27 protein-coding genes are annotated in these 26,941 nt (G+C 69.4%); 22 read left to right on the top strand and 5 right to left on the bottom strand.

The genetic code is table 11. The features are described from left to right. Positions 1–2 precede the first annotated feature (2 nt). The 7 genes from IE153_RS25580 to IE153_RS25550 all read left to right on the top strand — a co-directional run bounded on the left by IE153_RS25580 (position 3) and on the right by IE153_RS25550 (position 7,663). Positions 3–1,700 (top strand): sensor histidine kinase, encoded by a 1,698-nt coding sequence (locus IE153_RS25580; protein WP_229829160.1) that lies wholly within the window; start codon positions 3–5, stop codon positions 1,698–1,700. A 26-nt stretch (positions 1,701–1,726) separates the two neighbouring features. Then, positions 1,727–2,695, top strand: a complete 969-nt coding sequence (locus tag IE153_RS25575; protein ID WP_189592161.1) for a response regulator transcription factor — start codon at positions 1,727–1,729, stop codon at positions 2,693–2,695. A gap of 148 nt (positions 2,696–2,843) precedes the next feature. Then, entirely contained in the window at positions 2,844–3,077 is a 234-nt protein-coding gene (locus tag IE153_RS25570) for a hypothetical protein (RefSeq protein ID WP_189592160.1), read from the top strand. Next, positions 3,074–3,697 carry a pilus assembly protein TadG-related protein gene (locus IE153_RS25565; RefSeq protein ID WP_189592159.1) on the top strand — a complete coding sequence of 208 codons (624 nt, stop codon included), beginning with the start codon at positions 3,074–3,076 and terminating at the stop codon, positions 3,695–3,697. The genes IE153_RS25570 and IE153_RS25565 overlap by 4 nt, the downstream gene beginning before the upstream one ends. A gap of 16 nt (positions 3,698–3,713) precedes the next feature. Then, positions 3,714–4,295, top strand: a complete 582-nt coding sequence (locus tag IE153_RS25560) for a hypothetical protein (protein WP_189592158.1) — start codon at positions 3,714–3,716, stop codon at positions 4,293–4,295. A gap of 8 nt (positions 4,296–4,303) precedes the next feature. Further along, the gene (locus IE153_RS25555; protein WP_229829159.1) at positions 4,304–4,954 is read left to right on the top strand and encodes an OmpA family protein; all 651 of its coding nucleotides are present in this window, start codon (positions 4,304–4,306) and stop codon (positions 4,952–4,954) included. Between the two features lie 156 nt (positions 4,955–5,110). Next, positions 5,111–7,663 (top strand): hypothetical protein, encoded by a 2,553-nt coding sequence (locus tag IE153_RS25550; protein ID WP_189592157.1) that lies wholly within the window; start codon positions 5,111–5,113, stop codon positions 7,661–7,663. A gap of 93 nt (positions 7,664–7,756) precedes the next feature. Here the strand turns inward: IE153_RS25550 and IE153_RS25545 are convergent, their stop codons facing one another. Beyond that, a complete protein-coding gene (locus tag IE153_RS25545) occupies positions 7,757–8,008 on the bottom strand; it encodes a hypothetical protein (RefSeq protein WP_189592156.1) in 252 nt (83 codons plus the stop codon). 334 nt (positions 8,009–8,342) lie between these two features. Here IE153_RS25545 and IE153_RS25540 point away from each other — a divergent pair, with 334 nt between their 5' ends. After that, entirely contained in the window at positions 8,343–8,714 is a 372-nt protein-coding gene (locus IE153_RS25540) for a hypothetical protein (protein WP_189592155.1), read from the top strand. A gap of 46 nt (positions 8,715–8,760) precedes the next feature. Beyond that, positions 8,761–9,498: a hypothetical protein gene (locus tag IE153_RS25535; protein WP_189592154.1), complete on the top strand. Its 738-nt coding sequence runs from the start codon at positions 8,761–8,763 to the stop codon at positions 9,496–9,498. Positions 9,499–10,260: 762 nt separating this feature from the next. Here IE153_RS25535 and IE153_RS25530 read toward each other — a convergent pair. Continuing rightward, positions 10,261–10,455 (bottom strand): hypothetical protein, encoded by a 195-nt coding sequence (locus IE153_RS25530; RefSeq protein ID WP_030842601.1) that lies wholly within the window; start codon positions 10,453–10,455, stop codon positions 10,261–10,263. A 10-nt stretch (positions 10,456–10,465) separates the two neighbouring features. Next, a complete protein-coding gene (locus IE153_RS25525; protein WP_189592153.1) occupies positions 10,466–11,317 on the bottom strand; it encodes a helix-turn-helix domain-containing protein in 852 nt (283 codons plus the stop codon). Between the two features lie 287 nt (positions 11,318–11,604). On the opposite strand from IE153_RS25525, the gene IE153_RS25520 reads away from it, so the two are divergent. The 5 genes from IE153_RS25520 to IE153_RS25505 all read left to right on the top strand — a co-directional run bounded on the left by IE153_RS25520 (position 11,605) and on the right by IE153_RS25505 (position 16,262). Continuing rightward, positions 11,605–12,105, top strand: a complete 501-nt coding sequence (locus tag IE153_RS25520; RefSeq protein WP_189592152.1) for an ATP-binding protein — start codon at positions 11,605–11,607, stop codon at positions 12,103–12,105. Between the two features lie 355 nt (positions 12,106–12,460). After that, entirely contained in the window at positions 12,461–15,091 is a 2,631-nt protein-coding gene (locus IE153_RS25515) for a Tox-REase-5 domain-containing protein (RefSeq protein ID WP_308432205.1), read from the top strand. Beyond that, positions 15,018–15,674: a hypothetical protein gene (locus tag IE153_RS25510; protein WP_308432206.1), complete on the top strand. Its 657-nt coding sequence runs from the start codon at positions 15,018–15,020 to the stop codon at positions 15,672–15,674. Before IE153_RS25515 ends, IE153_RS25510 begins: the two co-directional genes overlap by 74 nt. Beyond that, positions 15,671–15,799: a hypothetical protein gene (locus tag IE153_RS42405; protein WP_268251821.1), complete on the top strand. Its 129-nt coding sequence runs from the start codon at positions 15,671–15,673 to the stop codon at positions 15,797–15,799. The genes IE153_RS25510 and IE153_RS42405 overlap by 4 nt, the downstream gene beginning before the upstream one ends. A 25-nt stretch (positions 15,800–15,824) precedes the next feature. Continuing rightward, positions 15,825–16,262: a hypothetical protein gene (locus tag IE153_RS25505; RefSeq protein ID WP_189592150.1), complete on the top strand. Its 438-nt coding sequence runs from the start codon at positions 15,825–15,827 to the stop codon at positions 16,260–16,262. Between the two features lie 196 nt (positions 16,263–16,458). Here IE153_RS25505 and IE153_RS25500 read toward each other — a convergent pair whose 3' ends face one another. Then, complete coding sequence (locus tag IE153_RS25500) at positions 16,459–16,860, bottom strand: DUF192 domain-containing protein (RefSeq protein WP_189592149.1); 402 nt, start codon at positions 16,858–16,860, stop codon at positions 16,459–16,461. Positions 16,861–17,171: 311 nt separating this feature from the next. On the opposite strand from IE153_RS25500, the gene IE153_RS25495 reads away from it, so the two are divergent. The 5 genes from IE153_RS25495 (at position 17,172) to IE153_RS25475 (ending at position 21,240) form a co-directional block, all read left to right on the top strand. Next, a complete protein-coding gene (locus IE153_RS25495; RefSeq protein ID WP_189592148.1) occupies positions 17,172–17,831 on the top strand; it encodes a hypothetical protein in 660 nt (219 codons plus the stop codon). Beyond that, complete coding sequence (locus IE153_RS25490) at positions 17,819–18,865, top strand: hypothetical protein (protein WP_189592147.1); 1,047 nt, start codon at positions 17,819–17,821, stop codon at positions 18,863–18,865. The genes IE153_RS25495 and IE153_RS25490 overlap by 13 nt, the downstream gene beginning before the upstream one ends. A gap of 107 nt (positions 18,866–18,972) precedes the next feature. Further along, on the top strand, positions 18,973–19,851 hold the full coding sequence (locus tag IE153_RS25485; RefSeq protein WP_189592146.1) for an LLM class flavin-dependent oxidoreductase: 879 nt from the start codon (positions 18,973–18,975) through the stop codon (positions 19,849–19,851). A 46-nt stretch (positions 19,852–19,897) separates the two neighbouring features. Further along, positions 19,898–20,359 carry a GNAT family N-acetyltransferase gene (locus tag IE153_RS25480; RefSeq protein WP_189592145.1) on the top strand — a complete coding sequence of 154 codons (462 nt, stop codon included), beginning with the start codon at positions 19,898–19,900 and terminating at the stop codon, positions 20,357–20,359. A 47-nt stretch (positions 20,360–20,406) separates the two neighbouring features. After that, positions 20,407–21,240, top strand: a complete 834-nt coding sequence (locus tag IE153_RS25475; RefSeq protein ID WP_189592144.1) for a class I SAM-dependent methyltransferase — start codon at positions 20,407–20,409, stop codon at positions 21,238–21,240. A 16-nt stretch (positions 21,241–21,256) separates the two neighbouring features. Here the strand turns inward: IE153_RS25475 and IE153_RS25470 are convergent, their stop codons facing one another. Then, on the bottom strand, positions 21,257–22,417 hold the full coding sequence (locus IE153_RS25470; protein WP_189592143.1) for a winged helix DNA-binding domain-containing protein: 1,161 nt from the start codon (positions 22,415–22,417) through the stop codon (positions 21,257–21,259). Between the two features lie 833 nt (positions 22,418–23,250). On the opposite strand from IE153_RS25470, the gene IE153_RS25465 reads away from it, so the two are divergent. The 3 genes from IE153_RS25465 to IE153_RS25455 all read left to right on the top strand — a co-directional run bounded on the left by IE153_RS25465 (position 23,251) and on the right by IE153_RS25455 (position 26,808). Continuing rightward, positions 23,251–24,024 carry an isoprenyl transferase gene (locus IE153_RS25465; RefSeq protein ID WP_031103025.1) on the top strand — a complete coding sequence of 258 codons (774 nt, stop codon included), beginning with the start codon at positions 23,251–23,253 and terminating at the stop codon, positions 24,022–24,024. A 342-nt stretch (positions 24,025–24,366) separates the two neighbouring features. Continuing rightward, on the top strand, positions 24,367–25,692 hold the full coding sequence (gene phoH2 / locus IE153_RS25460) for an RNA 5'-3' helicase PhoH2 (RefSeq protein ID WP_184908897.1): 1,326 nt from the start codon (positions 24,367–24,369) through the stop codon (positions 25,690–25,692). A 420-nt stretch (positions 25,693–26,112) separates the two neighbouring features. After that, positions 26,113–26,808 (top strand): aggregation-promoting factor C-terminal-like domain-containing protein, encoded by a 696-nt coding sequence (locus IE153_RS25455; RefSeq protein ID WP_189592142.1) that lies wholly within the window; start codon positions 26,113–26,115, stop codon positions 26,806–26,808. The last annotated feature ends 133 nt before the right edge of the window (positions 26,809–26,941 follow it).

Raw genomic sequence — 26,941 nt, 5'->3', positions numbered from 1 at the left:
CCATGTCGATGACAGGGGAGCGGACGGGTCTGCTGGGCCGACGCCGCCGCCGGGCCGAGCAGAACCCGGAGATCACGACGCCCCCGGCGGGGACGGTGCTGCCCCCGCACGTCCGCACGGGTGCGCCGGACGTACCGGTGACGTCCGTGACGCCGGCGCTGCCGCCGGGGTGGGAGGCGGCCGGGGGGCCGACGTTGCAGATGAAGGGGGGCGGGCACCGCCAGGCGGGAGAGGGCCAGGGGTCTACGCTGGACGTCCCTGCGCGGGGGCCGATGCCGATGGCGTCGGCCGGTCCACGGCAGCACGCTCACGGTCGCTCTGCTTCCGACGACCCGGTGCCCGCACAGGAGCGACCCGCGCCCGAAGGCGCCGCGCCCCCACAGGAGCCCCCGGCCCCCGACGACGGCCGCACGAGCGGTCCGTTCGAAGCCCCGACCCCCGCCGCCGCAGGCCCGGCCGGTGTCGCGAACCCCGCGATCGACATCCAGGTCAACGCCCTGCAAGCCATGTGCCGCCAGGTCTTCGGCTTCCGCCTGGCGATGATCGCCCTGGCCACCCCCACCGCCCTCGTCAACGCGAACGACGGCCTCCCCACCCGCCTCGTCGGCGCGGCCGTGGTCGTCACGTTCATGACCTCCTACGTCCTCTTCAGGGACTGGGAACGCTTCGGCCCCCTCCTCCTGCGTCACCCCTCCCTCCTCGCCGTGGACACCCTCTTCGGCGCCCTGCTCCTCATCGCCGCCGGCCCCGACAGCACCCTCGCCTACGTCAGCGTCTGCACCCCCCTCCTGGCAGGCCTGGTCTACGGCTGGCGAGGCGCGGCGGTCTTCGCCTCCCTCCAGGCCCTCCTGCTGCTCCTCATCCACGCGGCGCAGGAGAACCCGGCCCCCGGCATCACCGAGTCGGCCCTCCTGCCCGGCCTCTGCGTCATCGCCGGAGCCGTCGGCTCCAGCCTCCGCAACCTCATGCTCCGCTTCGGCGCGGCCACCCAGGCCCTCACCACCGTCCAGGCCCGTCTCGCCGTGACGGAAGCGGTCAGTGCCGAGCGCGCCCGCCTGGCCCGCGAGATGCACGACTCCGTCGCCAAGACCCTGCACGGCGTGGCCCTGGCCGCCGACGGCCTCACGACCTCGACCGACGCCGACCGCATGGACCCGGCCCTGGTGAGACAACAGGCGGCGCTCGTCGCCCGCTCCGCCCGCCGGGCGGCCGCCGAATCCCGCGAACTCCTGGCCGACCTGCGCCGCGAATCGGACCCGGACCAGGCCACGGACGTCCTGGTCGAACTGGCCGCCCGCACCCGCGACTTCAGCACCCGCACCGGCCTCCCGGCGGTCTACCGCCCCACCGGCGCCCACGCCGTGCCGCCCGTCCCCCCTGCGGTGGCCCGCCAACTCCTCACCATCGCCTCGGAAGCCATGGAGAACGCCCACCGCCACGCCCGCCCCACTCGCGTCGACGTCAGCGCGGGCGTCCACGGCGACCTGCTCCGCATCAGCGTCTACGACGACGGCCGCGGCCTCCCACCCGGCACCACCCTCGAACAGCTGCGCCGCGCGGGCCACTTCGGCCTGGTCGGCATGGTCGAACGCGCCGCCTCCGTCGGCGCCCGCATCCGCATAGGCCGCGGCGGTCACCCCCAGGGCACGGAGGTCCGCCTGGAACTCCCCCTGGCCGCCCTGACCACCCCCACCGCATGACCCCACGACCCGAGAGGAGGCACCTGATGCCGGACCAGACGCCCCACTCCACCGGCGCCCCGCAGCCGCCACCGCACCACCCGTTCGCAGACCTCCCGCTCCCGCACCCGGCACCCCCGGCCCGCCGTCTCCGGGTCGTGGTGGCGGACGACAACCCCGTGGTCCGCGCCGGCCTCACCGCGCTGCTCTCCGGCCGCCCGGACATCGAGGTGGTGGCGGAGGCCGCCGACGGCCGCCAGGCCTACGAAGCCGCCCACCGGCACCGCCCGGACGTCGTCCTCCTGGACGTCCGCATGCCCGGCGTGGACGGCATCTCGGCCCTCCCGTACCTGGTGCGGATCGCACCGGTGATGATGCTGACCTACAGCAGGGAGTCGGAGATCGTCCACGAGGCCCTGCGCCGGGGGGCGGGCGGCTATCTGGTCCACGGCGAGTTCACGGCGGACCAGTTGGTCGACGCCGTACGGGACATCAAGGAGGGCCGGGCCCACTTCACCCCGACAGCGGCGGGCGCCCTCCTGGCCCAACTCCGCCAGGACCGGGCCCCTGCGCCACCTTTGCCGGAGGGCCTGGGTCAGTCATCGAGTGCGACTGCATACGGAATTTCCACTTCCGGGCAATCGTATATGCAACCTCAACAACCAGCTCCACCAGCACCTTTCGGAGCCACCCACGCGCCACCCCCGCCCACTTCCCCGGAAATGCTTTCGCACATGCAACCGCATGTGGGACAGTCTTCGTCTGAGTGGACGAGTGGCCGTCCGGCCGCTCCCGACAGGTCGCGGTTCCAACTGAGCACGAGGGAGGCGGAGATCATGGACCTCATCGCGTCCGGCATGAACAACCAGCAGATCGCCGCCACCTGCTTCATCAGCGAGAAGACCGTCAAGAACCACATCAACCGCATCTTCGCCAAACTCCACAGCACCAGCCGCTCCGAGGCCGCCGCGAAGTGGATCGGCACGGCGCCGGACGCACACCGGGGACGGGGGTGACCTCCGGTGACGCGATGGGGGGACAACCGACGACTGGGCCCGGTCGATTGGGCCCGGAATTGGGCCCAGGGGCCCTCTGACGGACAGGGCGTTCCGCCGTACGTTCCTCGTGTCGAAAGCGACACAGCCGAAATCGGAGGGGAACACCATGAGCGACCTGATGCTGAAGACCGCCGTCGCGACCAAGGTCCGCGTGAACGGCTGGAAGAACACGACGACCGAGGCGATGCGTCGCCGCGCCGGCGACAAGGGGCAGACGGCGGTCGAGTACCTGGGCATCATCGCGGTGGTGGTGGCTATTGTGCTGGCGATTACGGGGACGAACATCGGCCAGACGATCCTCACCAAGATCCAGGCACAGATCGCCAAGGTCGCTCCTTGACGCGACCCAGCCGGTACGGCGACGCAGGGCAGGCTTTCCCCATCTACATCACGGTGGTGGGGGGCCTGCTCTTTCTCGCGTTCGCGTATTTCGCGGTCGGTCAGGCCGCGGCGAACAGGAACGGCGCCCAGACTGCCGCAGACGCGGCTGCTCTCGCGGCAGCACAGGACAGGCGGGACCAACTCGCCGGCGCGTGGGTGAAGGACGTACTCGACCCGGGCAAGTGGCAGGCGATCTTCGAGGGCACCACTGACGGCCTCACTCCGTCTTGTTGGCGCGCGTACCAGCTTGCCGAGCAGAACGACGCCACAGTGTCTTCGTGTCTGGACCCGGAAGGGACCCTGCGCCTTTCGGTCGAGGTGCAGACCAACAAGCCCATGGGGGACTCGATTGTCCCCGGCGAGGCGAACCGCAAGGCGCACGCTTCCGCCACTGCCGTGATCGAGGCCCGCTGCGACATCGATCCCCCAGCCGGAAACGCCGGCCCCGACGTCCTGCCGAAGCTCTTGTGCAAAGACGGGGAGAAATGGGAGCCGGACCCGGACGACCTTGACGTCCTGCCGAAACCCGAAGACCTCTTCGACGTCCACCTGGCCGACCCAGTAGCGAACGACGAGTGATGAAGGAAGCAGAGAGATGAGCATTCGGTTCACTGCGAAGGCCCGCAGGGGAATGGTCGCGCTGACCGTCGCGGCCGGGTTGGCCCTCGGCGTGGCCGGCTGTGGCGGTGGTGGCGACGGCGACGACAAGTCGAGCCCGTCCGCGTCCGCGCCCAAGGACAGTGGATCCAAACCGAGTGCTCAGGAAGGGCAGGCGGAGGCACCGCTGGCCGAACTCAAGGGAACGGACGGACTTCTTCTGCGAGTCACTTCCGCCCAGCGGGACGCCGGAGGCTTCGTCACTGTGAGTGGGAGCTTGAAGAACGACGGAGCGGAGTCGGTGGCCATCCCCGCTCAGACGAGTGGTGACGAGACCGAGGTCATCAAACACGGTCAGTCGCTCGGTGGTGCCACCCTCGTGGACTCCAAGGGGAAGAAGCGCTACTACGTCTTGCGCGACACCGACGGACGCCCGCTGACAACGACGGGTCTCACCACCCTCGAGGCCGGGCAGGAACTTCCCGTATTCATGCAGTTCCCTGCTCCGCCCACCGATACGGTTGACGTCGCGCTGCAACTGCCGACATTCTCCAGCGGCACCATCAAGATCTCCGGGTGAGGCCGGCCATGAAGACCCGCATGCGCACCCGCCCGGCGACTCCACGCCTCGCCCTCGTCCTCACCGCCGCCGGCCTCATGGTCGCCACGAACATCTACGGCGCCGTATCGGCCCACGCCGACGAAACCCCCGGCGTGCCCCCCGGCACCGAGGCCTCCGCCTCCGCTCCCGTAGAGGTCGACCCCAACGACCCCGACCTGAAGCTCCCCGAAGGCGCCACCCTCGCCGAACCCAAGGTCCTCGACATCAAACAGGTCGTCGAGGACCAAAGCGGCGACGAACGCCGTGAAGACACCAACGCCGACGTCAAGTTCGCCCTCCAGGCCGAGGTCCTCTTCGGCAAGGACAGCGCGAAACTCAGCGGCGAGGCGAAGGCCCGGATCTCCGCGATCGCCGAGGAGATCAAGACGCAGAACGCGACGAAGATCCGCGTCTTCGGCTTCACGGACAACCTCGGCTCCTCAGCCCATGGCGACGTCCTGTCCCGGAAGCGAGCCGACGCCGTACAGAACGTCCTCGACCAAGAACTGACCGACTCCGACGTCACCTACGAGGTCCGCGGCTACGGCGAGCAGTACCCCATCGCCGACAACTCCACGGAAACCGGCCGCAAGAAGAACCGCCGGGTCGAGGTCTCCTTCCCGCGCACAGAGAATTGAGCCCCCGAAAGTGGGCCCAGGGTTGGGGCCCCGGGCCCATGCGTGAGTGATCGACGTTCCATAGCCTCGGCTCGGTCACCGTCTTGAACGGCCGTTCATCGAGCTGAGCCGAGGTCACGCATGTCCCCTGCCGGTAGCCCGATACCCCCGAGCGGGATGTGGGGTGCGCAGAAGACCCCCTCCTGGGACCGGCGTTCGCCGTTGCCAAGGGAGCTGGGCTGGGCGCAGGTACTGCTGTGGGTGCAGTTCGCGCTGACGGTGCTGTACGTGGTCACCGTGCTGTCGGTGGTGACGTACCACTCCGGGGAGATCTTCGGGATCCTGGTGTACGACTCGCTGCCCAGCGTGGCCGGGGTCTACCTGGCCCGGCGCCTGTGGCGGGGCGGGGTGTGGACGAGCCGCGCACTGATCGCCGTACAGGCGTGGATCGTGTGGCTGTCGCTCGGCACGCTGTTGCACGGTGATCTGAAGGGCATCACACAGGCGGCGATGCCGGTGGCGGTCATCGTGCTGGTGCGCCGGGCCCGGTCGCGCGAGTGGTTCGAGACCCCTCCCCAGGACAGGGAGGAGCGCCGGGCGTTCAGCCTGGCGAGGATGATCCGCTGGCGGCGGGACGAGGGCCAGACCGCGGTGGAGTACGCGGGGCTCATCGCGGTGGTCGCGGCGATCATCGTCGCACTGTCGGTGGGCGGCCTCGGCGGGCGCATCGCCGACGGCATCCAGACGGCGGTCTGCTCCGTGACGGGCACGGCCTGCCCCGCTCCGCAGGGCGATGGTACGCAGACGGGTGCGGCCGGGGACGACGACGCCGGGCAGCCGGGTGGCTCGGACGCCGGCGCCGGCGCCGACGGCCGCAGCGGCGCCGACCCGGATGGCGGCGCGAACGCGGACGGTGACGCGGCGGCAGACGGTGGTACTGGCGCGAACGGCGAGGCGGACGCCGAAGGCGACCCGGCGACCGAGGGTGGTGCTGGTGGCCAGGAAGGCGCGGGCGCCGGCGGTGGTACGGGCGGCAACAACAGCGACCGTGCCCCGGCGTGGTCGACTCGGATCATCACCTATGAGGGCGCGGGGACGAACGACACGGTCCCACTCGCTCCGGGGCCGTTCGACGAGAGATCTCTCTGGGACGACGTACATGACCAGGAACGCCACGACAGGACGTTCATGGACCATGTCCGGGGCTTCTTCGTGGCCCCGACCAAGAGTTTCCTGGCCGACACCATGGACGTCGTCAGCGACCCGGTCGGCTCGGTCAAGGACACCTGGAACGGCCTGAAGGGCTACACCACGAACTGGTGGGGCGATAAGACCGACGAGCTGAGCGAGAAGTGGGACGAGGGGAACTACGTCTCCTCCGTATGGGGCTGGATCAACTCGCCCGAGGACTTCGTGTCCGACCTGGCGATCGACACGTTCGTCGACAAGGAGAACTGGGAGAAGGGCAACTACGGCGCCTCCATCGGCAACACCGTAGTGAACGTCGTCGGCATCTTCAGCCCGAAGACCATCACGAAGTTCACCAAGTTCAAGAAGCTGGCCGAGGTCGGTGAATCCCTCGACAAGGCGGCGGACGCGGCGGAGAAGGCCCGTAAGGCCGCCGAGGCGGGCGATGCCGAGGGCGCTCGGAAGGCGGCGAGGGATGCCGACGAGGCGGCGGACGCGGCCGAGAAGCAGGCCCGCGAATCGGGTTGCACCATCGCGGCGCCGGCCCACCGAATCCCGTACGGCGGCACCCCACCCGGGACCGCCACCGGCCTCCTCACCGGCTCCTCCGGCACCGGCACCACGCTCCTCGCCGCCGGTCCGTCCGGCTCCCCGTACGTCGTCCTCGCCCAGGACGGCTGCGACGAGGAGGCCAAGGAGGGGGCCCAGGATGCCCGGGAGAAAGCGGACGAGGCACAGCAACTGGCGCTGGAGGCCCAGGCGGAGGCGGCGAAGGCCGCCATCAGGCAGGGCAGGCTCAGTATCGACGAGCGCAACATCGACGACTTCGTCGGGAACGCCAAGAAGAACCCTGGCAAGAAGGAGATCGGCAAGGACCAGGCGGCGGCCGCGCTCGACGAGCTCACTGATCTCGCAGGACGCGAAAACGTCGACCGGGCGGGCGCGAGCAAGCTCGGCTCCGAGGTGACCAACGCGCGTACCGCCAGCAGGCTCGAGGAGATGCTTGCCGAGGTGCGCGGTGTGCGGCGCGCCTCGGAGGACGCGGCGCCCGACAGCACCGTGCACACCGCCGTTGGCTCGGAACACAACCGGCGTCAGGTCGAGGTCACGCGCGGAGAAACCGTGGATGTGTCGAACGTGCCGGACGCCGATGTCCTGTACAAGGGCCGGGACGGCAAGGTGCACCTGGTCGAGGTGAAGAACACGGTGAACCCGACACGTCAGCCGGAATTCGTCGGGAAGATCAACACGCTCTCGGATTGGCAGAAGGCGAACCCGGGCAGGACGACTCGAGTTGAGATCGACAAGCCTGATAAGTGGACCGAGGTTTTCCGGCCCATCAAGGGGCAGAAGGTCTCTCCTGCCCAGCTCATGAACGAGAAGGGAGTTGACGCCCGTATCGGTGATGCGGGCTTCACGGCCAAGCAGCTGGGTGACATGCAGCGGGCGCTGGAGGCGAAGTACAGCCGAGGTGAGGAAATCGACTGGAAGCGGATGAACGACAATCCCAAGGGGGCGTTGGAGTACCTGGGCCTGGAATGACAGGGGGCCGGGATGAAGACGAGAAAGGAGAAGGAGGGTGACGGCTCGGAACCGTCACCCCGTGACGCGCGACTATGACCCCCGGGTCTCCGTTCAGCCGCCGAACCAGGCGACGAGGCGGACGTTGTCCTCACCATGGAGTTCGGCCAGCGTGCCCATCACATTCCACACAGGTTGCCATGGTCCGTCGGCCGGTACCAGGTCGCGGTAGGCAGGGGAGACAGGCCGGTACACCTCGTTGCCGAGCTGGAGCTCTCCGGTGGCGGGCCACCGGGAGGGAGCGATGTTGCCTTCTCCGAACTCGGCAGCGGCCGAGTCGTACAGCTCATCCGGGAGTGCAGCCAATCCCTCGGGCTCGAGGGATCCTTTATGAGTACGGGACCAGCGGCGGACCCAGTACCGGGACGGGCCGTCGGTGCAGGGGGCGTTCCAGTCGACAGCCGACAGTTCACGCCAGGAGAACCACGAATGACTGTGGCCCTCGAAATCGTCCGCATCCCTTCGTGCCGTGTCCGAGATATCCGCAGGGGTTCCGCGGTCAGGGAAGAGAGCCTTGACAGGTTCAACACTCCGGACGTCGAAGAGAGCTGACCACGACATGTAATCACGGGCCCAATGAAGGTGCCGGAGTTCGGAAAAGGGCTCCCACAGCACGTGTTCAGCGCCAAAGCGCCCGGGCTTGGGCCTGCATTCCAGCCACCCATACAAGTCGGTACTCATAAAAGCGACTCTATCCAATGCGGCCGCTGAGTGCGCGGACAAGGCGCCCGGCCGGAAGGTCACCGTTGAGGTCGATCCGACAGATCGCTGGACGTCGGTCCACAGCGAGTTCAAGCCCGCCCGGAACGCCAAGCCGGCGAAGGACACCAGGACGGCGGCCGGTGAGATAGCCAAGAACGGTGTGGACGTGAAGGTGGCGGGCCAGGGTCTGTCCGCCGACCAGCTCGGCAGGATGCAGCGTGCCATCGACGAGCGGACGGCGAACGGCACGATGGACTGGTCGAAGATGAAGGACCCGGACAGCGCAAAGGCGTACCTGGGCATCGAATGAGACGAACGAGTGGACGACAGCCACGAGACGGGGCAGGGCGGCGGAGATGAGCGAGTCGGACGCGGAGCTGAGTGCCGAGGAGATGTGGGATCCGCAGGTCGCGCGATGGCGTGATCCGGAGGGTGACTACGTTCTGCCCCGCGCCCTTCGGTCCTTGCCACAGCCTTGGGACGAGGGCGACTGGGGTCGGATCGGGGACCTGCCGCGCACCGATGAGCGGGTGGCGGAGGCTCGGCAGGTGGTGACCGAGCTGCTGGAGGACCCGGAGTTGGCGCCGGATGTGCCTCAGCCGCCGTCTCCGGGCCTGTTGTGGCACGTGTGGGAGGAGTTCCACCAGGCGGTGGGGGAGAGGATGCCCTGCACGAGCCAGGTGACGTGGGCCGGTGTGGACGAGCTGGTGCGCGAGTGGCGGGGACGGGAGAGGCTGTACCCGCTTCAGCGGCATGTCGTTGATCACGTCGAAGCGGCGATACTCGCCATGATCCCGCGGCTGCGGGACGACATCGCCGACTCGGTGTTCCGCTGGCTGGTCCTGGACTCCGACCCCGGCCGTTTCGCCGACTGGGCGGTGGATACGGCCGAGCGCTGCGTGATCGAGGACATCGGCGCGGACTCTGCCATCGAGCTGCTGGGCGCGATGGGGAGTCCTGAGGCCAGAGCGGCTCTGGATCGCCTGTCGGTGAAGCCGGGCGGTCCGGCGAGTTGGGACAACGCGGAGGCGGCACAGGGGAGGCTCTTCGATCTGGGGACGGAGAGGCGGAGCGGTAGTAGGCGCGGAAGCTGAAGGAAAGGGCGAGTAGCCTCTCCCGCTCCCACCTGTACAAGAGCTTCCCTACATGTGGGGCTCCGGCTTCCGGTGGCCGCAGGTGTTGCCCGAGACCGGCGAAAACCGTGGGTCTTCGAAATGGAGCGGTGCACGCGCACTGATCGCAGGGCGGCCCGGGACGGTGATAGGCCGATTCGTTCCGGGTCCGGAGTATGTGACCAGGTCTTTTCCGTGCCGGCAATGGAACGGGTCTGCCAATCTCGTGGCGCATCCATCGCTCGACTTCGAAGAGCCTGATGGGCTGGTCCCGGCCAGGCCGGAGGAACGAGAGGCGGGGGAGGCAGGAGATGCTGCGGTGCCTCGAAGTTTCCGGACAGGGACCGGCGTGTGCCGTTGCCTGGAAGCCCGCGAATGGCTCGCGAAGCTGGTTCCTCCATCGCACGGATGACGTGCCGGGCAGCCGGGAAGTACTGGCGCGACTGGCCTTCGACCCGAGCCTGCCGGTCACGACGAGGAACGCCGCGCAGGAGTGGTCGCCATGACGCCCCTGCACCCGTTGCTGACCGCAAAAGACCGCGATGGAGTGCGTCGGCACTTCGCGGCCCGACGGGAACGCCGGTAGGCTTCAACGGTTGCGGCGGCGAGGGAACGAGCCTCTGACTAGACCGGATCATGCGAAGCCCCGCGAGGACGGTCCCCCGCTCGGAGGGCTGACAGCAGACCGGTCCCGCCACATCCCGGCCGCGGGACCGGCCTCGCACCGCACGGGTCGCGGGCGCCTTACAGCAGGTGGTCGGCCTTGCCCGCCTTGATGTCCCGGATGAGCGTCCGGAGGGCATCGCGGCTGTCGGTCAGATGGTGCTCCTCCTGCCCGGCGACGGCGATATAGGCGTTACCTTGCGCGTCGGTGCCTATGCGGAAGCAGTTGTTGCCCTCGCCGCAGAAGGGCTCTTCCCAGGTGATGCCGGCGGTCATGGTGGCTCCCTCAGAGTTCACGGGCGATGTTGCGGATGAGGTCGCGGGAGGCTGCCGAACGCAGCGCCGCGTCGTCCATCCAGTCCAGATGGGCACGGTACTTCGTGAGCTGGGCCTCCGCGCCGGTGAATTCCGGCCCGTGCGCGGAGTCCAGTTGCACGGTGTCCAGCTGGGGTACGGCCCCGTCGGCATACAGCAGTGCGTGCCCGGCCCCTGGAAAGCCGCTCACGCTCGTCGGAACGACCCGCACATCGACGCTGTCGCGCTCGGACTGCGCGGCCAGGTGCTCCAGCTGTCGCCGAGTCGCCTCAGGGTCGCCGTAGGGCATGCGCAGCGCGGCTTCGTGGACGTAGGCGACGTACGGAAGCGGCACGGCCCGGTCGAACACCTGCTGCCGCTCCATACGATGGGCCACTCGCAGCTCGACTTCGAGCCGACTCAGCCGGGGGAGTACGGCGACGAAGACGGCGCGGGCGTACTCCTCGGTCTGCAGCAGCCCCGGTACGTGCATGACCTGAGCCGTCCGCACGCGCGTGGCATGCCACTCCAACTCGGCGATGTCCAGCAGTCCGGCGGGCAGCGTGCCCCGGTACTGTTCCCACCATCCCCGCTCCTTGCCCTCGGCCATGGTGACCAGCGCTGAGACGTAAGACCCGTCCGTACAGGCATAGTTACAGGCAAGGGTGCGGATGCGTTCGGCCGAGAACGGCCGGATTCCCGACTCCATGTTGGACAGCCGTGTCCGGTCAATGCCGAGCAGACCGGCGGCGTACTCCGTGGTGACACCCGCCGCGAGCCGCATCCTGCGCAGCTCCGCCCCCAGGCGCTTCTGCCGCTCCGTCGGCGTGCTTCTCGTCCCCATATCGCCCCTTCTTCACCGTGTGAGTCTCAGTTTGCCGGTGGGTAGTGCCTCCGACGCCTCACGGGTAGGGGTAATTATCTCTGAATCGTTGGACACAGTGACTCCGCTATATCTACGGTCAGTGACAGGTCGATCACACCGCCCCGCCCGTCGGAAGCGCATCGCGTGAGCCTGCCCGCAATCTCCTGCCCTGGGAGGGCTGGGCTCGCGTCAGGGAGACAGGCCACCGCTCGGAGTCGGAGCCGGAGTTCCTCACCATCCAGTTGCACGCCAAAGGAGTTGCCGCCATGCCCGCACCCTTCACGATCTGCCCGCCTCCGTCCGCCACGGACACGGACCTGCCGCCCAACCGCCCCACCCCCGAAACACTCGCCTACAGCTTCACCCTCCCCGCCGCCCCGCAGAGCCCGTTCATCGCACGTGCCGCAACCAGAACAGTCCTGCGAGCCCACGCCCTCGACGACGTGACGGACGCGGCGGTCCAGGTGGTGAGCGAACTGGCGGCCTGCGCCTGCCGTTTCACCCCCGCCGCCGAGGTCTACGTGTCGCTCCGCTACCGGGACGGCGACCTGCGCGTGATCCTCTACGACGGCCATCCCCGCCACCTCAACCCCCGCCTCGCCGCGGCCTGCGAGTCCCGTCGCCGAGCCGCCCTGCGGGTCCTGTCCTGCGTGGTGAAGTCCTGCCGCGGGGACTGGGGATTCGGCGAGGCCCGCGAACCGGGCGGTGGCACCCGAATGTGGGCGGTACTGCCGAGGGAGACCGCGAGGTCGTACCTGTACGGCTGACTCGCCACGCCGCCCCAACGGGTCTGTGCCCCAAAGGAATTGGGCCCGGGGTTGGGTCCGTGGGCCCAGGTGGCTTGATGTGACCGAACGTTAGCCTCTGGACCTGGATCGACGATGGGGATCGAGGTCATCCGGAGCAGCCGGACGCGCCAGCGGCTGCTCGTTCACCGGTCCACGGAACCGCGGAGCTGGGGCTGTATGACGTACGTGAGCGGGCCCCAGAGCGGATACCGTCACGACTCGACGCACAAGCCTCCGCAGCCGTAGCCGCCTTCGCACCCTCTCCTGGGGGCGTGCCCGGGTACGGTCCTCCTTCCCCTGACTCGTCCTCCTGCTCAGCGAGTTGAGGAGTGGCATGTCTGCGTTCGGGGGCGTTCCGGTGTTCGGCGGCGATGGATGGTCGTCGACGGGGAGTGGGCGGCGCCGGGAGCTACCCGGGCCGCTGTCGGTCGCGTTGGTGCTCGTCCACACGCTGTTCGCGTTCACGGTGCTGGGCGGGATCGGTCTGCTGTTGACGGCGGCGTCGCTGGACGCCGTGGACATTCGGCTGCTGGGGCAGGTGGCGTTCGCGGCGGCGCCGGGCACGGTCGGGTGGGTGCTCGCGCGCAGGTCCTGGTCAGGCGGCGTGTGGGTGTGGCGGGGCCTTCTCGCCCTGCAGGCATGGCTGATCGTCGCTGCGCTGGGCAACGTCGAAGACGGCTCGGGGCGGGGCTTCACGCAACTCTTCCTGCCGATCCTGATCGTCGTGTTCCTGACCCGTCGGGAGAGCCGGGAGTGGTTCCGGCTGCCGGATCCGGAGCGAGTGGAGCGTCGCCCGTTCTCGATGGCGCGGATGATCCGCTGGCGCCGGGACGAGGGCCAGACGGCGGTGGAGTACGCGGGGCTGGTGGCCGTGGTCGCGGCGATCATCGCCGCGCTGGTGGTCAGCGGGCTGGGGACGCAGATCTTCACCGGACTTCAGTCGGCGGTGTGCAAGGTCACCGGTACGGCGTGCCCGGCGGCGGTGGGAAACGGCGGCGAGGAGGTCCAGGCCGGGGACGGCGCGGACGGGACCGAGGGTGAGGGGACCGAGGGCGAGGGGCCCGACGGTGAGGGGCCCGACGGTTCCGGGCCGGCCGGCCCGGACGAGGAGGGCCAGGACCAGGGTGATCAGGGCGCCGGCGGTCAGGGCAACGGCGGCCAGGGTGACGAGGACGGCCGGGCCGGTGAAGGCCGTACCGGGAGCGGCGGCACAGGAAACGGCGGCACCGGAGGATCCGGGCCCGGCGGAGCCGACTCCGGAGGTCAGGACACCGGCGGATCCGGCTCGGAGAGCCGGACGGGCGGGAACAGCGGAGGGAACGGCTCTGGCTCGCAGGGCGGCGACGGCGGATCCGGTGGTGGTACCAGCGGTGCCACCGGCGAGGACACCGGCGCTTCCTACACCGAGGAGACCGACGAGGAGAAGGACGACGCGGCAGAGGACGAGCCGGGTTGGGAGGAGGACGAGCAGGCCGCCGCGGACGGCGCTGACGAAGGCGGCGACGAGGGCTGCACCTCCGGCTTCGGGGCCTTCTTCGGCTGTGTGGGGGACCAGTTCAAGCAGGTGGGGCAAGGCCTCTTCGTCGACGGTATCTGGGGCGACGTCACGGGCATCTGGGACACGGTCACCGACCCGGGCAAGGCGTGGGAAGGCCTGAAGGACTACGGCAGCTCGCTGGGCGATCAGTGGTCCGAGGATGCCAAGGACGCGTCCGACAAGTGGGAGAACGGCGACTACTTCGACGCGCTCACCGACTGGGGTGGCGCGTCGTGGAACACGGGCGTCACGGTCCTGGACGACATGTTCGTGGGCGACGAGGTCCGCGACCAGTGGAACAACGGCGAGAAGACCCGTGCGGCCACGAACGTCGTCTGGAACGTCGGCTCGCTCTTCATCCCCGGCTATGGCGAAGCCAAGATCGTTCAGAAACTCGGCAAGCTGGGCAAGCTCGGCAAGCTCACCGAGAACGCCGCCGAAGCGGCGGCGGACGCCAGGAAGGCGGCCAGATCCGGTGACGTCGACGCCGCCGAGAAGGCGGCGAAGGAGGCCGACGAGGCGGCGGACGCGGCCGAGGACAGGGCGAGGCAGTCCGGCTGCACCATCGCCTCCGCTCCCGGCCGCCCTGTCCCGCACGGCGACACACCGGGCTTGACCGGGTCGGCCGGCAGCGGCACCACCGTCCTCGCCGCCGGGGGGTCCCGTTCCCCGTACGTCGTGCTGGCCGAGGGCGGCTGCGACGAAGAGGCGAAGAAGCAGGCCGAGGAAGCCCGCAAGCAGGCCGAGGAGGCTGAGAAGGCCGAGAAGGAGGCGAAGAAGGAGGAAAGCCGCAAGAAGGTCGCCAAGTGGAAGAAGCCGTCCTGGTACAACGACCTGAAGAACCCGCGGAAGGGCTCCAAGGACGGGGGCGACGGCCACTGGAAGGCCAAGAAGGCGGTGGCGTACTGGCCGAAGTCAGAGGTGTGGATGCGCTACCAGGAGCAGGTCTCCAAGGTGAAGCGCGGCAAGGAATACGCTGTCAAGGACCCCAAGACCGGCAGGGACGTCGACTTCGACGGGTGGGACTCGTCACGGCAGACTTACGTCGAGGCGAAGTTCGGCTACAGCAACAAGGTGCGGCCGGACGGCACACTCGAACCCGCTCAGGCGAACAAGTTCGTCGAGCAGGCGCGGCGTGAGCGCGGCGAACGGGAAGCCGGTCGAGTGGAACTTCTCCAACAAGGCGGTGGCCGAGGCGGCGGAGGAAGCCTTCGACGAAGCCGGTATCGGAGTGGTCGTCAAGTACACGCCGTGGGAGAAGTGAAAGACGGGAGTGCGGATCATGAGTGCGGTGACGGTGGCTGTGCACTGGTGGGCCAGATCCGAGACGCCGCAGGAGCAGGCGGAACGCTGGCTGGCCCTCCTCGCCCGGCTGACGGAGCTGTCCGACGGCGAGCTGGCGGAGTGGCGCTGGGACGTGGACGATGACGGCCCAGGCCCACCGGTGCCCCGGAGTGCGGGTGAGTTCGCGACAGCGCTCCAGGCAGCGAACACGCATGACGACGTCGACATCATCGGCTGGACAGCCCACGTGGTCGGACGCCGGCAGGACGGCGGCTACGTCCAGGTGTGGATCTCGGCGGGCGGCACGAACGAGCACAGCCCGTTCTTCGTGATCGTGAAGCTCTTCCCCGGGCCCGGGGCGTCGGCCTCGCCACTCGCGGACCGTCTCGCCGAGACCCTCGCCGCGCTGGCGGGGGCCTGGGACCCGGACACCGGTCTTGCCTACGATCGTGAACTCTTCAAGACCGTCAAGGCGACCTATGGTCTGCCGGCCCCCGCCCCCCGCTGCGGCTGGTCGGTCTACCTCTCCGAGAACCGCGCCGCGCGAGTCCCCGGCGACTTCACGGCCCGACGGCTGCCCACCGAGCACGGCGGCCTCGTCCTGGACCTCGCGGCGAGCCCCGGCGAGATCCCGGCCACCGAAACGGTCCTCGCCTCCCACAGAGCCCTCGCTGAGAGCGGCGCCCTGGAACCCATGCCCGTACCCGCAACGGGTGCGAAGCTGTGACGCTGAGGGCCGGCGAGCGGTTCGAGCCCCCCCGGACCGTGTCGGGCGACGAGGCGCCGCTGACGCCACCGGCCGTCGGCCAGGACAGCGGCTGCCCCATCGCCAAGCCGGAGGGCCGGCGGTGAACGACGAAGCAGGGAGTGCCCCTCGATGAGCGTGCAGCAGCATCTGGCCCAGATCAGTGACCTCCTTGCCCGCCCCCTGACCGGAAGCGACGCCGCCTACCACCTCGTGATCTTGCGCGAGAGCCGTGACTTCGCTCCGCCTAACGACGACTGGGACGAGCTCATGCGGACCAGCGAGGAGTTCGAGGGGGAGCTGACCGCCCTGGCAGCCGCCTTGGACGCCCGATGGGGCCCGCACGCCACCATGTCGATGGAGGGTTACGTCCAGGCCTTCATGGCTCCGGACGACGATGAGCTCCCGCCCTTCTTCCGGCACCTGTGCGAGAGCGGATACTTCGGCGACCTCCTGTACTGGCGCGTCGGCGACCGTCTGCTCGCCGCGAGCGTCGGCCACGAGGACAAGGAGGAGCCGGTCGTGCTGTTCGCGGGGGTGACCGGTTCGGGGGAGGGGTTCCCCACCTAGGAGCGAGCGGCCCAGGGCACGCGCACGGGCTGCTGTCGGCTGACCCCCTGTTCGGGAAGCCGGTGCGGGTGGGCCTGCCACGCACAGACGCACTCGTGTCCCGGCCTGCCGCACTTCCACAACACCGGCCGCCGACCCACGGCGCGCGGCGGCCGGCCACCGACTCAGCCGACCGTCACCCGTGTCACGAGCGGGTTCAACTGGCGCCGGGGTCGTGCGCCTGACTCCGCGCCACGACAACCTCCACGCGAGCCCCTTCCCGCACCCCCCACCCACTCATCGCCCCGGCCTCCGCCTCCACCACATGCCGGGCCCGCAGCCGAGGCATCCCCAGCCGCCCGGGCCGCATGGTGTGCACGGCGACGACGCGAAGGTGCCGATCGAGATAGGCGACGTCGATCGCCATGCGCATCCGAAAGGTGTGCACGCTGTTGGCGGGGGAGAGCAGGATCGCCCCATCGAGGGAGTCCCGCCCCAACAGCCCCCTGGTCCGGGCCCGATAGGAGGCGGCGATCTCCAACGGCACCCGGACGGACGCCTCCCCATCACCCCCGTGCACGACCAGCTCCCCACGCCCGTCCCGCCAACGCCGCCCCATCCGGGCCCCCTCCGACCGTGCCGCAAGCCAACCGCTCTTCGCCCTCGAAGGTATCCGCAGACAGCACCCCTCACATGGGCCCACGGACCCACGTCCTTTGCTGATTCCTGACTGAAACGCCGTACACGGCACCGCTGTTGGCGTTCGGCAATGGCGCGTTACGCAACCGTTACGGCTCGAACCGGACGACGAAGCGCCGATTCCTCCCCATACACCCCGCCAGTTGACAAGCTTCACCCTGGTGCCGCCGCACCCCGCTGTATAGCTTTGGTTCGCTCAAGAGAAGCCTCGCCTCTGACCGGGAGCCGACCGTGAACCGCCGCCCCACCCTCCTCGCAGCGCTCACGCTCACCGCCGCTGCGGCCCTGACGCTGTCCGCGTGCGGGAGCGACGACAGCTCCGCGGCCAAGGACAACGACAAGATCGCGGGAGCCGACACGGGGGGCAAGACGTCGCCCTCGCCGAGCCCGAGCAAGCCGACCGCGGGCGGTCGGCCGAAGGTCGAACTGCCCTCAGACCTCTCCTACACCTTCGACTGGCCCAAGACAGGGGACAAGGAGAAGGACGCGATTCTGGCCGACAGCGAGCAGTCCATCAAGGCGGTGGACCTGGCGATCGTCAACCAGAACGCGCTCGACAAGCCCTACCTCTACTACTACGAGGGCGAGGCCGCGGCGGGAACACAGACGTTCATCCAGGCCTATGTCAAGGCCAAAGCGCGTGTCACGGGCGCGTACCGCTTCTACGACCCGGTCGTCGGCGTCAGGGGTAACGGCAGTGGGTCGCTGGTGTACTGCGAGGACCAGAGCAAGGCCTACGACATGTACCTGAAGACCAAGAAGGTCAACAAAACCCCGGCGACGAAGAACAGCTACGTGCTCTACAACACCCTGCTGCAGAAGAACGACAAGGGTGTGTGGGTCATCGAGAAGATCCTTTCTCAGAGGGGGAGCGACAGGTGCCAGCCATGAGGTCGGCTTCCCGGGCTCTGATCGTGCCTGTCGCGATCGGTTCGATGATGCTGTGCGGAGTTCCCGCACAGGCTGACAACGTCATCGGTGGTGGAACCCAGATGCCTCCGCCGAAGGAGGACGTCCACGGTGACTCGGACGGCGGCACCCTGTCGTCCACCGCAGGAGTTGTCGTCTTCGACCGTTCCAAGAACGGCTCAGGCCAGTCGGCGGGCCCGGTGACGTCGTCGACGACCTGGACCCCGCCGGCTTGCTACTACGCTCCGAAGTACACGCCGGAGCAGCTGCAGAAATACTTGGAGCCCACATGGGAAGCCGGCTCGACCGGCTACGAGTGGGATGCCGAGCAACGCGATCGCTACGTCAACGGTCACCCCTACAAGGACTTCAACAAGGACAAGGCCGGCAAGGGCTACTGGTGGGACTTCTACGTCACACCCGGCCGCGAGGGGGACCCGGGGGCGCTTGACTGCGACAAGCCCATCTTCTGGGTCGACGAGAACGACGATCCGCCGGCCGACATCCCGCAGGCGATCACGACCGAGGTCCTCGCGCAGCTGGCCTACGCCGAAGTGCGCGTCCCCTCCACGAAGATGGATCTCGCCCCGCAGGCGAACACCAAGGTGAACCTCCCCACTTGGGCGTGGCTGGATGCGGCGGAATTCAAGCCTGTGTCCGTGACGGCCTCTGTTCCACTCCTGGGCATCCAGGCGACCACGACCGCCGAACCGGTTTCGGTGAAGATCGAACCGGGCACCGCAGACGCCGAGACCTACCCTGCCTCAGGCGTGTGTCAGATCCAGAACGGCCGAATCGGTGAGCCGTACGCCAAGGGCAAGACCACTGAGGCGCCGCCCTGCGGCGTGAAGTACCTACGGTCGTCGGGTGAAGGGTCGTACCAGCTCAAGGCGACGGTCACCTGGAAGATCCACTGGACCGGTACCGGCGTGGCCGGTGAACAGCGCCTGCCGGACGGCTCCTTCGGTGGGGAGCAGAACGTCGTCGTACAGGAGATCCAAGCCGTCAACCGCTGACCATCTCAGAACCCCCGCGTCCATGGGCAGGACAGTGCGCAGGCCGGCTCTCCGCGGGGCCTGAAACTCCTTGTCCGTTCCTCCTCGGAACGGGTAGGAAATCCCACATGACCCCACTAGGCGCAGTCTTCCGCCCCCAACTCGCCCCCGAGCGACTCCGCCCCGTAGCCCGGCTCGCCGATGACGCCGGGCTCGATGAGCTCTGGCTCTGGGAAGACTGTTTCAGAGAAGGCGGCATCTCCACCGCCGCCGCTGCCCTCGCGTGGACCGAGCGGGTGCGGGTCGGGGTCGGGCTGTTGCCCGTGCCGCTGCGGAACGTGGCCATCACCGCCATGGAGGCCGCCTCGCTGCACCGGATGTTCCCCGGGCGGGCGATCCTCGGTGTGGGGCATGGTGTGCAGGACTGGATGGGGCAGGTCGGCGCCCGCGTGGAGTCGCCCGTCACCCTGCTGCGAGAGCATCTCCTCGCGCTGCGGGCCCTGCTGGCCGGCGAGCGGGTCACGGTCGACGGGCGGTACGTCAAGCTCGACGACGTCGCTCTCGACTGGCCGCCGGACGGCCCGCCCAGCGGGGTGCTGGCCGGGGCCACCGGGCCGCGGTCGCTGCGGCTCACCGGCGAGGCCGCCGACGGCACCATCCTCACCGCCGCCACCAACGCCGAGGGCGTGCGCACGGCACGGCAGCTCGTCGAGGAGGGGCGGGCGGCGGCCGGCCGTGGGGCCGGGCACCACCCCGTCGTCGTCTACCTGCTCACCGCCACCGGGCCCGACGCCGACACCCGGCTGCGTGCGGAACTCGTCGCGGAGGGACTCGACTCCGTACCGGACCTCGGGGTCGCCGGAGACGCCGGAGCCGTCGCGAAGGCCGTCGAGCGGCTGGTCGAGGCCGGGGCCGACAGCGTCGTCCTGCAACCGACGGCGGACGAACCCGACCCGGAGGGATTCGTACGGTTCGCGGCGGAAGAGGTGCGTCCGCTCGTTCCCTGATCGTTCGCGGAGCCTCGTTGTCAGTGGTCGCTGCCACACTCCGGGCATGAGCGATGACGACGTGGACGTGCGCCTGCGAGACGTGGTGGAGGCCGACCTCGAGTTCTTCCTGGCGTACGAGCACGATCCGGAAGCCGTTCGGCGGTCGAGGTTCACCCCTCGGCCGCGCGAGGCGTTCCTGCGGCACTGGAAGACCAAGGTCCTCGGGGACGACACCGTCTTCGTGCAGGCCGTGACCGTCGACGGTGAAGTCGCCGGCAGCGTCGTCGCCTGGTGGGACGCGGACCGCCGCTTCCTCGGGTACTGGCTCGGACGCCCGTACTGGGGCCGCGGCATCGGCAGCCGGGCCCTCGCCCTCTTCCTGGAGCGGGAGCAGAACCGGCCCCTGCACGCCGACCCCGTCGGCGACAACACCGGCTCCGTACGCCTCCTCGAGAAGCACGGCTTCCAGCGGACCGGCACCGTCCGGCACGGCGACGACGAGCACGTCATGCTCGTCCTCGCGTGAGCGGAAATCGCGTGACGTCCCCGTCCACCCCCTGTCACCATCCCTCCATGGCAGAGCACCGGAACCCGCACCCCGCCACCTTCGAGGACCTCCTCGCCGAAGGAGCCTCCGTCCCCACCGACGGCTGGGACTTCTCCTGGTTCGAAGGCCGGGCGACGGAAGCACGTCCCTCCTGGGGATACGCCGTGTCGATGTCCGAGCGGCTCTGCCGGGCGAGTGCGGTGCTCGACGTGCAGACCGGGGGAGGAGAGGTGCTGGACTTCGCCCTCGCCAGGGTCGCGGACATCGCCACGGGTCAAGCCGCCATGGCCCCCGCCCCCAAGCCGCCCCTCCTCACCATCGCCACCGAAGGCTGGCCCCCCAACGTCGCCAAGGCCACCGCCCTGCTCCGTCCGCGCGGCGTCGCCGTCGTCGCCGCCGCCGAGGACGACCCGCTGCCCTTCGCCGACGGGGCCTTCGACCTGGTCGTCAGCCGTCACCCCGTCCGCCCGCACTGGGACGAGATCGCCCGCGTCCTCCAGCCCGGCGGGACGTACTTCGCCCAGCACGTCGGCCCGAGCAGCGTCTTCGAACTGGTCGAGTACTTCCTCGGGCCCCAGCCGGACGGCGTGCGCGGCGCCCGTCATCCCGACCGTGAGCGTGCCGACGCCGAGGCCGCCGGGCTCGACGTCGTCGATCTGCGGGCGGAGCGGCTGCGCATGGAGTTCCATGACATCGGCGCGGTCGTGCACTTCCTGCGCAAGGTGGTCTGGATGGTCCCCGGCTTCACCGTCGAGGCCTACGAGCAGCGGCTGCGGGAGCTGCACCAGCGCATCCGCACCGAGGGTCCCTTCGTCGCCCACAGCACCCGCCACCTCTTCGAGGCCCGCAAGCCGGACTGACGCCGCGGACCCGTCGTCACGCGTGCGGCCCCACCGTCACCTCGCCCACCACCAGTTCCGGCGCGGCCTCCAGCACCTCACCCACCCGCTCCACCTGCTCGCCCAGCTCCCGTTCCTGCCGTGCCGTCAGCCGGACGAGCGGCTCGACCGTGACGGTCGTACGACGGCCCCGGCGCCGCTGGTGCCACACCCCCGCCACGACACCGTCGACGAGCAGCACCGGGTAGTTGCCCGCCTGGCCGCCCCCGAGGGCGCGCTCGTACGCCGCCCCGGGGAACAGCCGCTCCCGGGGCTGCCCGGCGATGACGTATGCGTCGAAGTAGGGGAGCAGCCGCACACCCCGCGCCGGGCCCTCCGGGACGTCGGTGTCGCCCGCCGCCACCCACGCCGGTGTCCCTTCGAAGAGGACCTCCTCGATGCGGCCCGCCGAGGCCAGTTCGCCGAACAGCGCCGTGGCCCAGCCGGGCGGCGCGGCCAGCCAGCGCGCGAAGTGCTGCGGCGTCGCCGGGCCGTACGCGTGCAGATAGCGGTGGACGAAGGCAGCCAGCGCGTCCCTCGGGTCCGCCTCCAGGTCGCCGGGCACCGGACGCGTGTACGTCGCCTTGCGCCCCCGGTTCGGGCCGAAGCACAGCGTGCCCGCCCAGCCGGCCCGGTGCATCACCTGGCGCCAGCGCGGCCACAGGTCCTGGAACGCGGGCATCACACGGTCGCCGGCCCAGGGGCCCGTGCGGGCGACGACCTCCTCGGACAGCTCGTCGAGGGTCAGGAATCTGCCGTCGAGCGCGTCGCCGATCGCCGTGACGACCTGGCCGGCCTGCTCCTCGGTGAGCCGTACGCCGGGCGGAAACGGACTCGGCCCCGTCGGCACCGCGGTCAAGGCCGCCGAGAAGAGGGGGAGTTCCCGGGCCGCCAGGAGATGGACGGTGCCGCGTGGGCCGTACGTCTTGATCAGGGACCGGTCGTCCCAGAGGGCGGCCCGTACGTCCGCCCGTGTCACGCCGTCCGCCCGCATCCCCACCGACACCTCGGCCGCGGAGAGCACCTGCGCGTGCGCGCCCAGCATCGCGCCGACCACCTCGGCGACCGGTGTGCCGGACCCGGCCGGCCCGGCCAGGAACTGCCGCTCCGCCCGGCGCGCGCTCGCCGCGTCCCACGTGATCTTCACGGGCGTCGTCATGGTGCGACGCTAGACAACAAAGAGGACAGATCCCGTCCTCTGTGCCGACCTGTGCCCCGGGTCGGCCCATGCCGCTCGCGCGTCACTCTTTTCACTCACTGCACTTGCGCATCTTCCGACGACGGTTTTCACATCGTTATCGCTCACAGCTCGCCTCCGCGCCGCCGCTCACGTAACTTCGGACCAGGGTGATTCGCGTGAGCAAAGCTGCGCGGGCGGTACCGCGCAGTGGAGGGGGCTGCGCGGTGCCATGGCCTCCCGACCGAGTCGGTCCACCGGCGATGTCGAGTCGGCAAAGCGGCGAATCGGAGCCGACCCGGGGGGCGGTGAAGGTCGGGTGAAGGTCAAGGGGGCGTGCGCGGCCGGTTCACCCATCGGGGGGATGCCGTGACAAGTCACCCGACTGGGCCCCAAGGTGCGTCAAATCCTCCGGATCCCGCCCCGGGGCGCCCGTTTCCCCAGCGTATGCGCGGTGTTTCGGCCAGAAGCGAGCCCTGAACGAAGGCTTCCGTGGGCATCGCCGCGTTGCCGGGCGGCTCCGGAGAGTAGTTGTGGCACGCCGATGCACGCAGCATCACTTACGAAGGGTTATGGTGGAAACCCCCCCTCGGGCCGGTCCGTCTCCCCCCCACGGACCGGCCCGTTTTTCTTGGTCCGCCGGGCGGCTCGAACCACCGGCCGGAACCGATCGTTCCGCCCTCGTTGGCGGCCCAGGGCCGCGGCGGGGGTAGGCTTCGCCCCCGGGGACCGCCATACGGGCAGGGACCGCCCGCGGCCAAGACCGGGCCGCACGCCGCGGCCTGTCCGATCCGTACGGAGGGGCTGACAATCACGTGAACCTGCGCGACAAGCTGCGCGGCCTGCTGGTCAGGCTGTACGCACGCCGGGTGGAAGGTCACCTGGACCACGCTCAGGTGCCCAAGCACATCGGCGTCATCATGGACGGCAACCGGCGCTGGGCGAAGGCCGCCGGTTCCAGCACCGTCGACGGTCACCGGGCCGGGGCCGGGAAGATCGAGGAGTTCCTCGGCTGGTGCACCGAGACCGACGTCGAGGTCGTCACCCTCTGGCTGTTGTCCACGGACAACTTCGACCGGCCGCAGGAAGAGCTCGTCCCCCTGCTCGGCATCATCGAGGACGTCGTCCGCACCCTGGCCGCCGACGGCCGCTGGCGCGTGCACCATGTCGGCACGCCCGACCTGCTGCCCTCCGCGATGCAGACGGTCCTCAAGGAGGCCGAGGAGACCACGGCGCACGTCGACGGGATAGTGGTCAACGTCGCCATCGGCTACGGCGGACGGCAGGAGATCGCCGACGCCGTGCGGTCGATGCTGCTCGACGCCCAGGAGAAGGGCACCTCGATGGAGGCGCTCGCCGAGGCCGTCGACACCGACATGATCGGGCGTCACCTCTACACGAGCCACCAGCCCGACCCCGACCTGGTGATCCGCACCAGTGGCGAGCAGCGGCTGTCCGGATTCATGCTCTGGCAGACCGCACACTCCGAGTACTACTTCTGTGACGTGTTCTGGCCGGCGTTCCGCAAGGTCGACTTCCTGCGCGCCATGCGCGACTACGCGGCCCGCCACCGGCGCTACGGCGGCTGACACCCCCGGGGACACAGGACGTCCCACGTCGCAACACCTCCCGGTACCCCCTTGAAGACGGGCGTAACACGGAGTTCACCGGGTCGCCGTCATATGCCGTGGCATGGCGACGCTCGTTCGAGGGCATAACCCAGACAGGTCGACGCCCGAACCACGGGTGTCGGATCTCAGCGGACGGCACGGGGCCGTCCGCCCGGGAGGCCCTTTGCACCAGCCCGATCGTGCGGTCACAGCACGGACGAAGAGGCGGAGGGCCGGTTCTCGGCCCGCGCAGGGCGGCCGACGACCGGTCCAGCTCCATACCGTCGCTCCCCGACCTCATCCGAGGGGGTACGTCCTTCCGTGGTGACCAGCACAAAGCGCCACAAGCCCGACCGGCGCACCTATGTTCTCGACACCAGCGTCCTGCTGGCCGACCCGAACGCCCTGAACCGCTTCGACGAGCACGAGGTCGTGCTCCCCATCGTCGTGGTCACGGAACTGGAGGCCAAGAGGCACCATCCCGAACTCGGCTACTTCGCCCGGCAGGCCCTGCGCCTGCTCGACGAGTTCCGCGTCCGGCACGGTCGCCTCGACGCCCCCATCCCGATCGGGGATCTGGGCGGGACCGTCCGTGTCGAGCTCAACCACTCGGACCCCAGCGTGCTGCCCAGCGGCTACCGCCTGGGGGACAACGACTCCCGCATCCTCGCGGTCGCCCGCAACCTGCAGGCCGAGGGGTTCGACGTCACCGTCGTGTCGAAGGACCTCCCGCTCAGGATCAAGGCGTCCTCCGTCGGACTCCTCGCCGAGGAGTACCGCGCGGAACTCGCCATCACGGACTCCTCCGGCTGGACCGGAATGTCCGAACTGACCCTGCCCGGCGAGCAGGTGGACATCCTCTTCGAGGAAGGGCACGTCCACGTCCCCGAGGCCGCCGGCCTGCCGGTGCACACGGGCCTGATGATCCAGTCGGAGCGCGGCAAGGCACTCGGCCGGGTCACCCCCGACGGCAACATCCGTGTCGTGCGCGGGGATCGTGAGGTGTTCGGCATCAAGGGCCGCAGTGCCGAGCAGCGGATCGCGCTCGACCTGCTGCTCGACCCGGACGTCGGCATCGTGTCGATGGGAGGCCGGGCCGGCACCGGCAAGTCGGCGCTGGCGCTGTGCGCGGGCCTGGAGGCGGTGCTGGAGCGCCGTCAGCACCAGAAGGTGATGGTCTTCCGTCCGCTGTACGCGGTGGGCGGGCAGGAGCTGGGCTATCTGCCGGGCTCCGAGGCCGAGAAGATGAGCCCCTGGGCGCAGGCCGTGTTCGACACGCTGTCGGCGGTCACCAGCCGTGAGGTCATCGAGGAGGTCACCGCGCGCGGGATGCTGGAGGTCCTGCCGCTCACCCACATCCGCGGCCGCTCGCTGCACGACGCGTTCGTGATCGTGGACGAGGCCCAGTCGCTGGAAAGGAACGTACTTCTTACCGTTCTGTCCCGGATCGGGGCCAATTCACGGGTGGTTCTCACCCATGACGTGGCCCAGCGGGACAACCTCAGGGTCGGCCGGTACGACGGTGTCGTCGCCGTCGTAGAGAAGCTGAAGGGGCATCCGCTCTTCGCGCACGTGACCCTGACGCGATCCGAGAGGTCCCAGATCGCCGCCCTTGTGACCGAAATGCTCGAAGACGGGCAGATCTGACCGACTGCACCAAGTCGTGGCGGTTATCGGATAGTTGGCGCCGTCCGGAAAAGGCGAAGAGCCTAGCCGGGCGGCGCCTTCGCATGTAGGCGTTTCTGTGAATCTCCCGCGTCAAACGGGATGTGAGCTTTCACACGCAACTCAGAATTGCCTTGCCCCGTCCGGTTACGGCAGAGTCTCACTCCTGTCAGGCCCCGCATACGACACACCTGTACCCCCAGCGGTACGGCACCACAAAAGCATCAGCATCAACTACATAGCGATGTCGTATGCCGCCCGAGCTACACACGGCGCTCCCTCCGGGGGAGTTGCCCACCGGGCCCGCGCCTCCCGTGACCCCGCAGTTGGGGAGGCCAGTGCCAGGGGCACGATTGCGTCCGCGAGGGTCACCGAAGCGGGCGATGCTGGAAGGAAAACCGTGTGAGCCGGATCTCGGTCCGGGGATTCGCAGTGGCTTCGGCCACGGCGGTCACCGCTGTCGGAAGCGTCGTCGGCGTTGCCTCGGGCAGCACCGCGCAGAACAACGACGCGGAAGCGACGGCAACCGGCGCCACGCTGCTCGCGGACATCCCCGCGGGCCAGCAGGCCCAGGTACAGACCGCGTCGCTGACGCAGCAGGCCGACGCACAGGCCATCCAGGCGGACGCGAGCGCGAAGAAGGACGCCGAGGAGGCCGCCCGCAAGGCCGCCGCCGAGACGGCCATCGCCAAGAAGGAAGCCGCGAAGAAGGCTGCCGAGGCAGCGGCCAAGGAGCGCGCGGAGGCCAAGACGGCCGCCGCCAGCCGCTCCAAGGACATCTCCGACTTCCCCGTCGCGAGCTCCTACAGCATCGCCCAGATCCAGGCGATGGCACGGCAGCTGGTGCCGTCGGGTCAGTTCCAGTGCTTCAGCAACATCGTGGACCACGAGTCCGACTGGAACTACAAGGCGGTCAACCCCTCCTCCGGGGCCTACGGCATGTTCCAGGCGCTGCCCGGTTCCAAGATGTCGTCCGTCGGCGCCGACTGGCAGACCAACCCGGCCACCCAGATCAAGTGGGGCCTCAACTACATGAACGACCGCTACGGCAGCCCCTGTGACGCCTGGTCGTTCTGGCAGGCCAACCACTGGTACTGAGCCGACCGGCCCCCACGGCCGATCCGTTGCTTCGCGCGAGCCCCGCACCGTCGTCCGGTGCGGGGCTCGCGCCATGTACGGTCGGACGGACGGCTCCCCGGGGGAGTGGTGCGCCAAGACGGGGGAAGAGGAC

Origin of the sequence: Streptomyces massasporeus (genome assembly GCF_014648995.1) — a bacterium.
Classification (GTDB): Bacteria; Actinomycetota; Actinomycetes; order Streptomycetales; family Streptomycetaceae; genus Streptomyces; species Streptomyces massasporeus.
The sequence above is the reverse complement of the archived record's forward strand: the minus strand, read 5'-3'. Positions and strand labels throughout refer to the sequence as shown.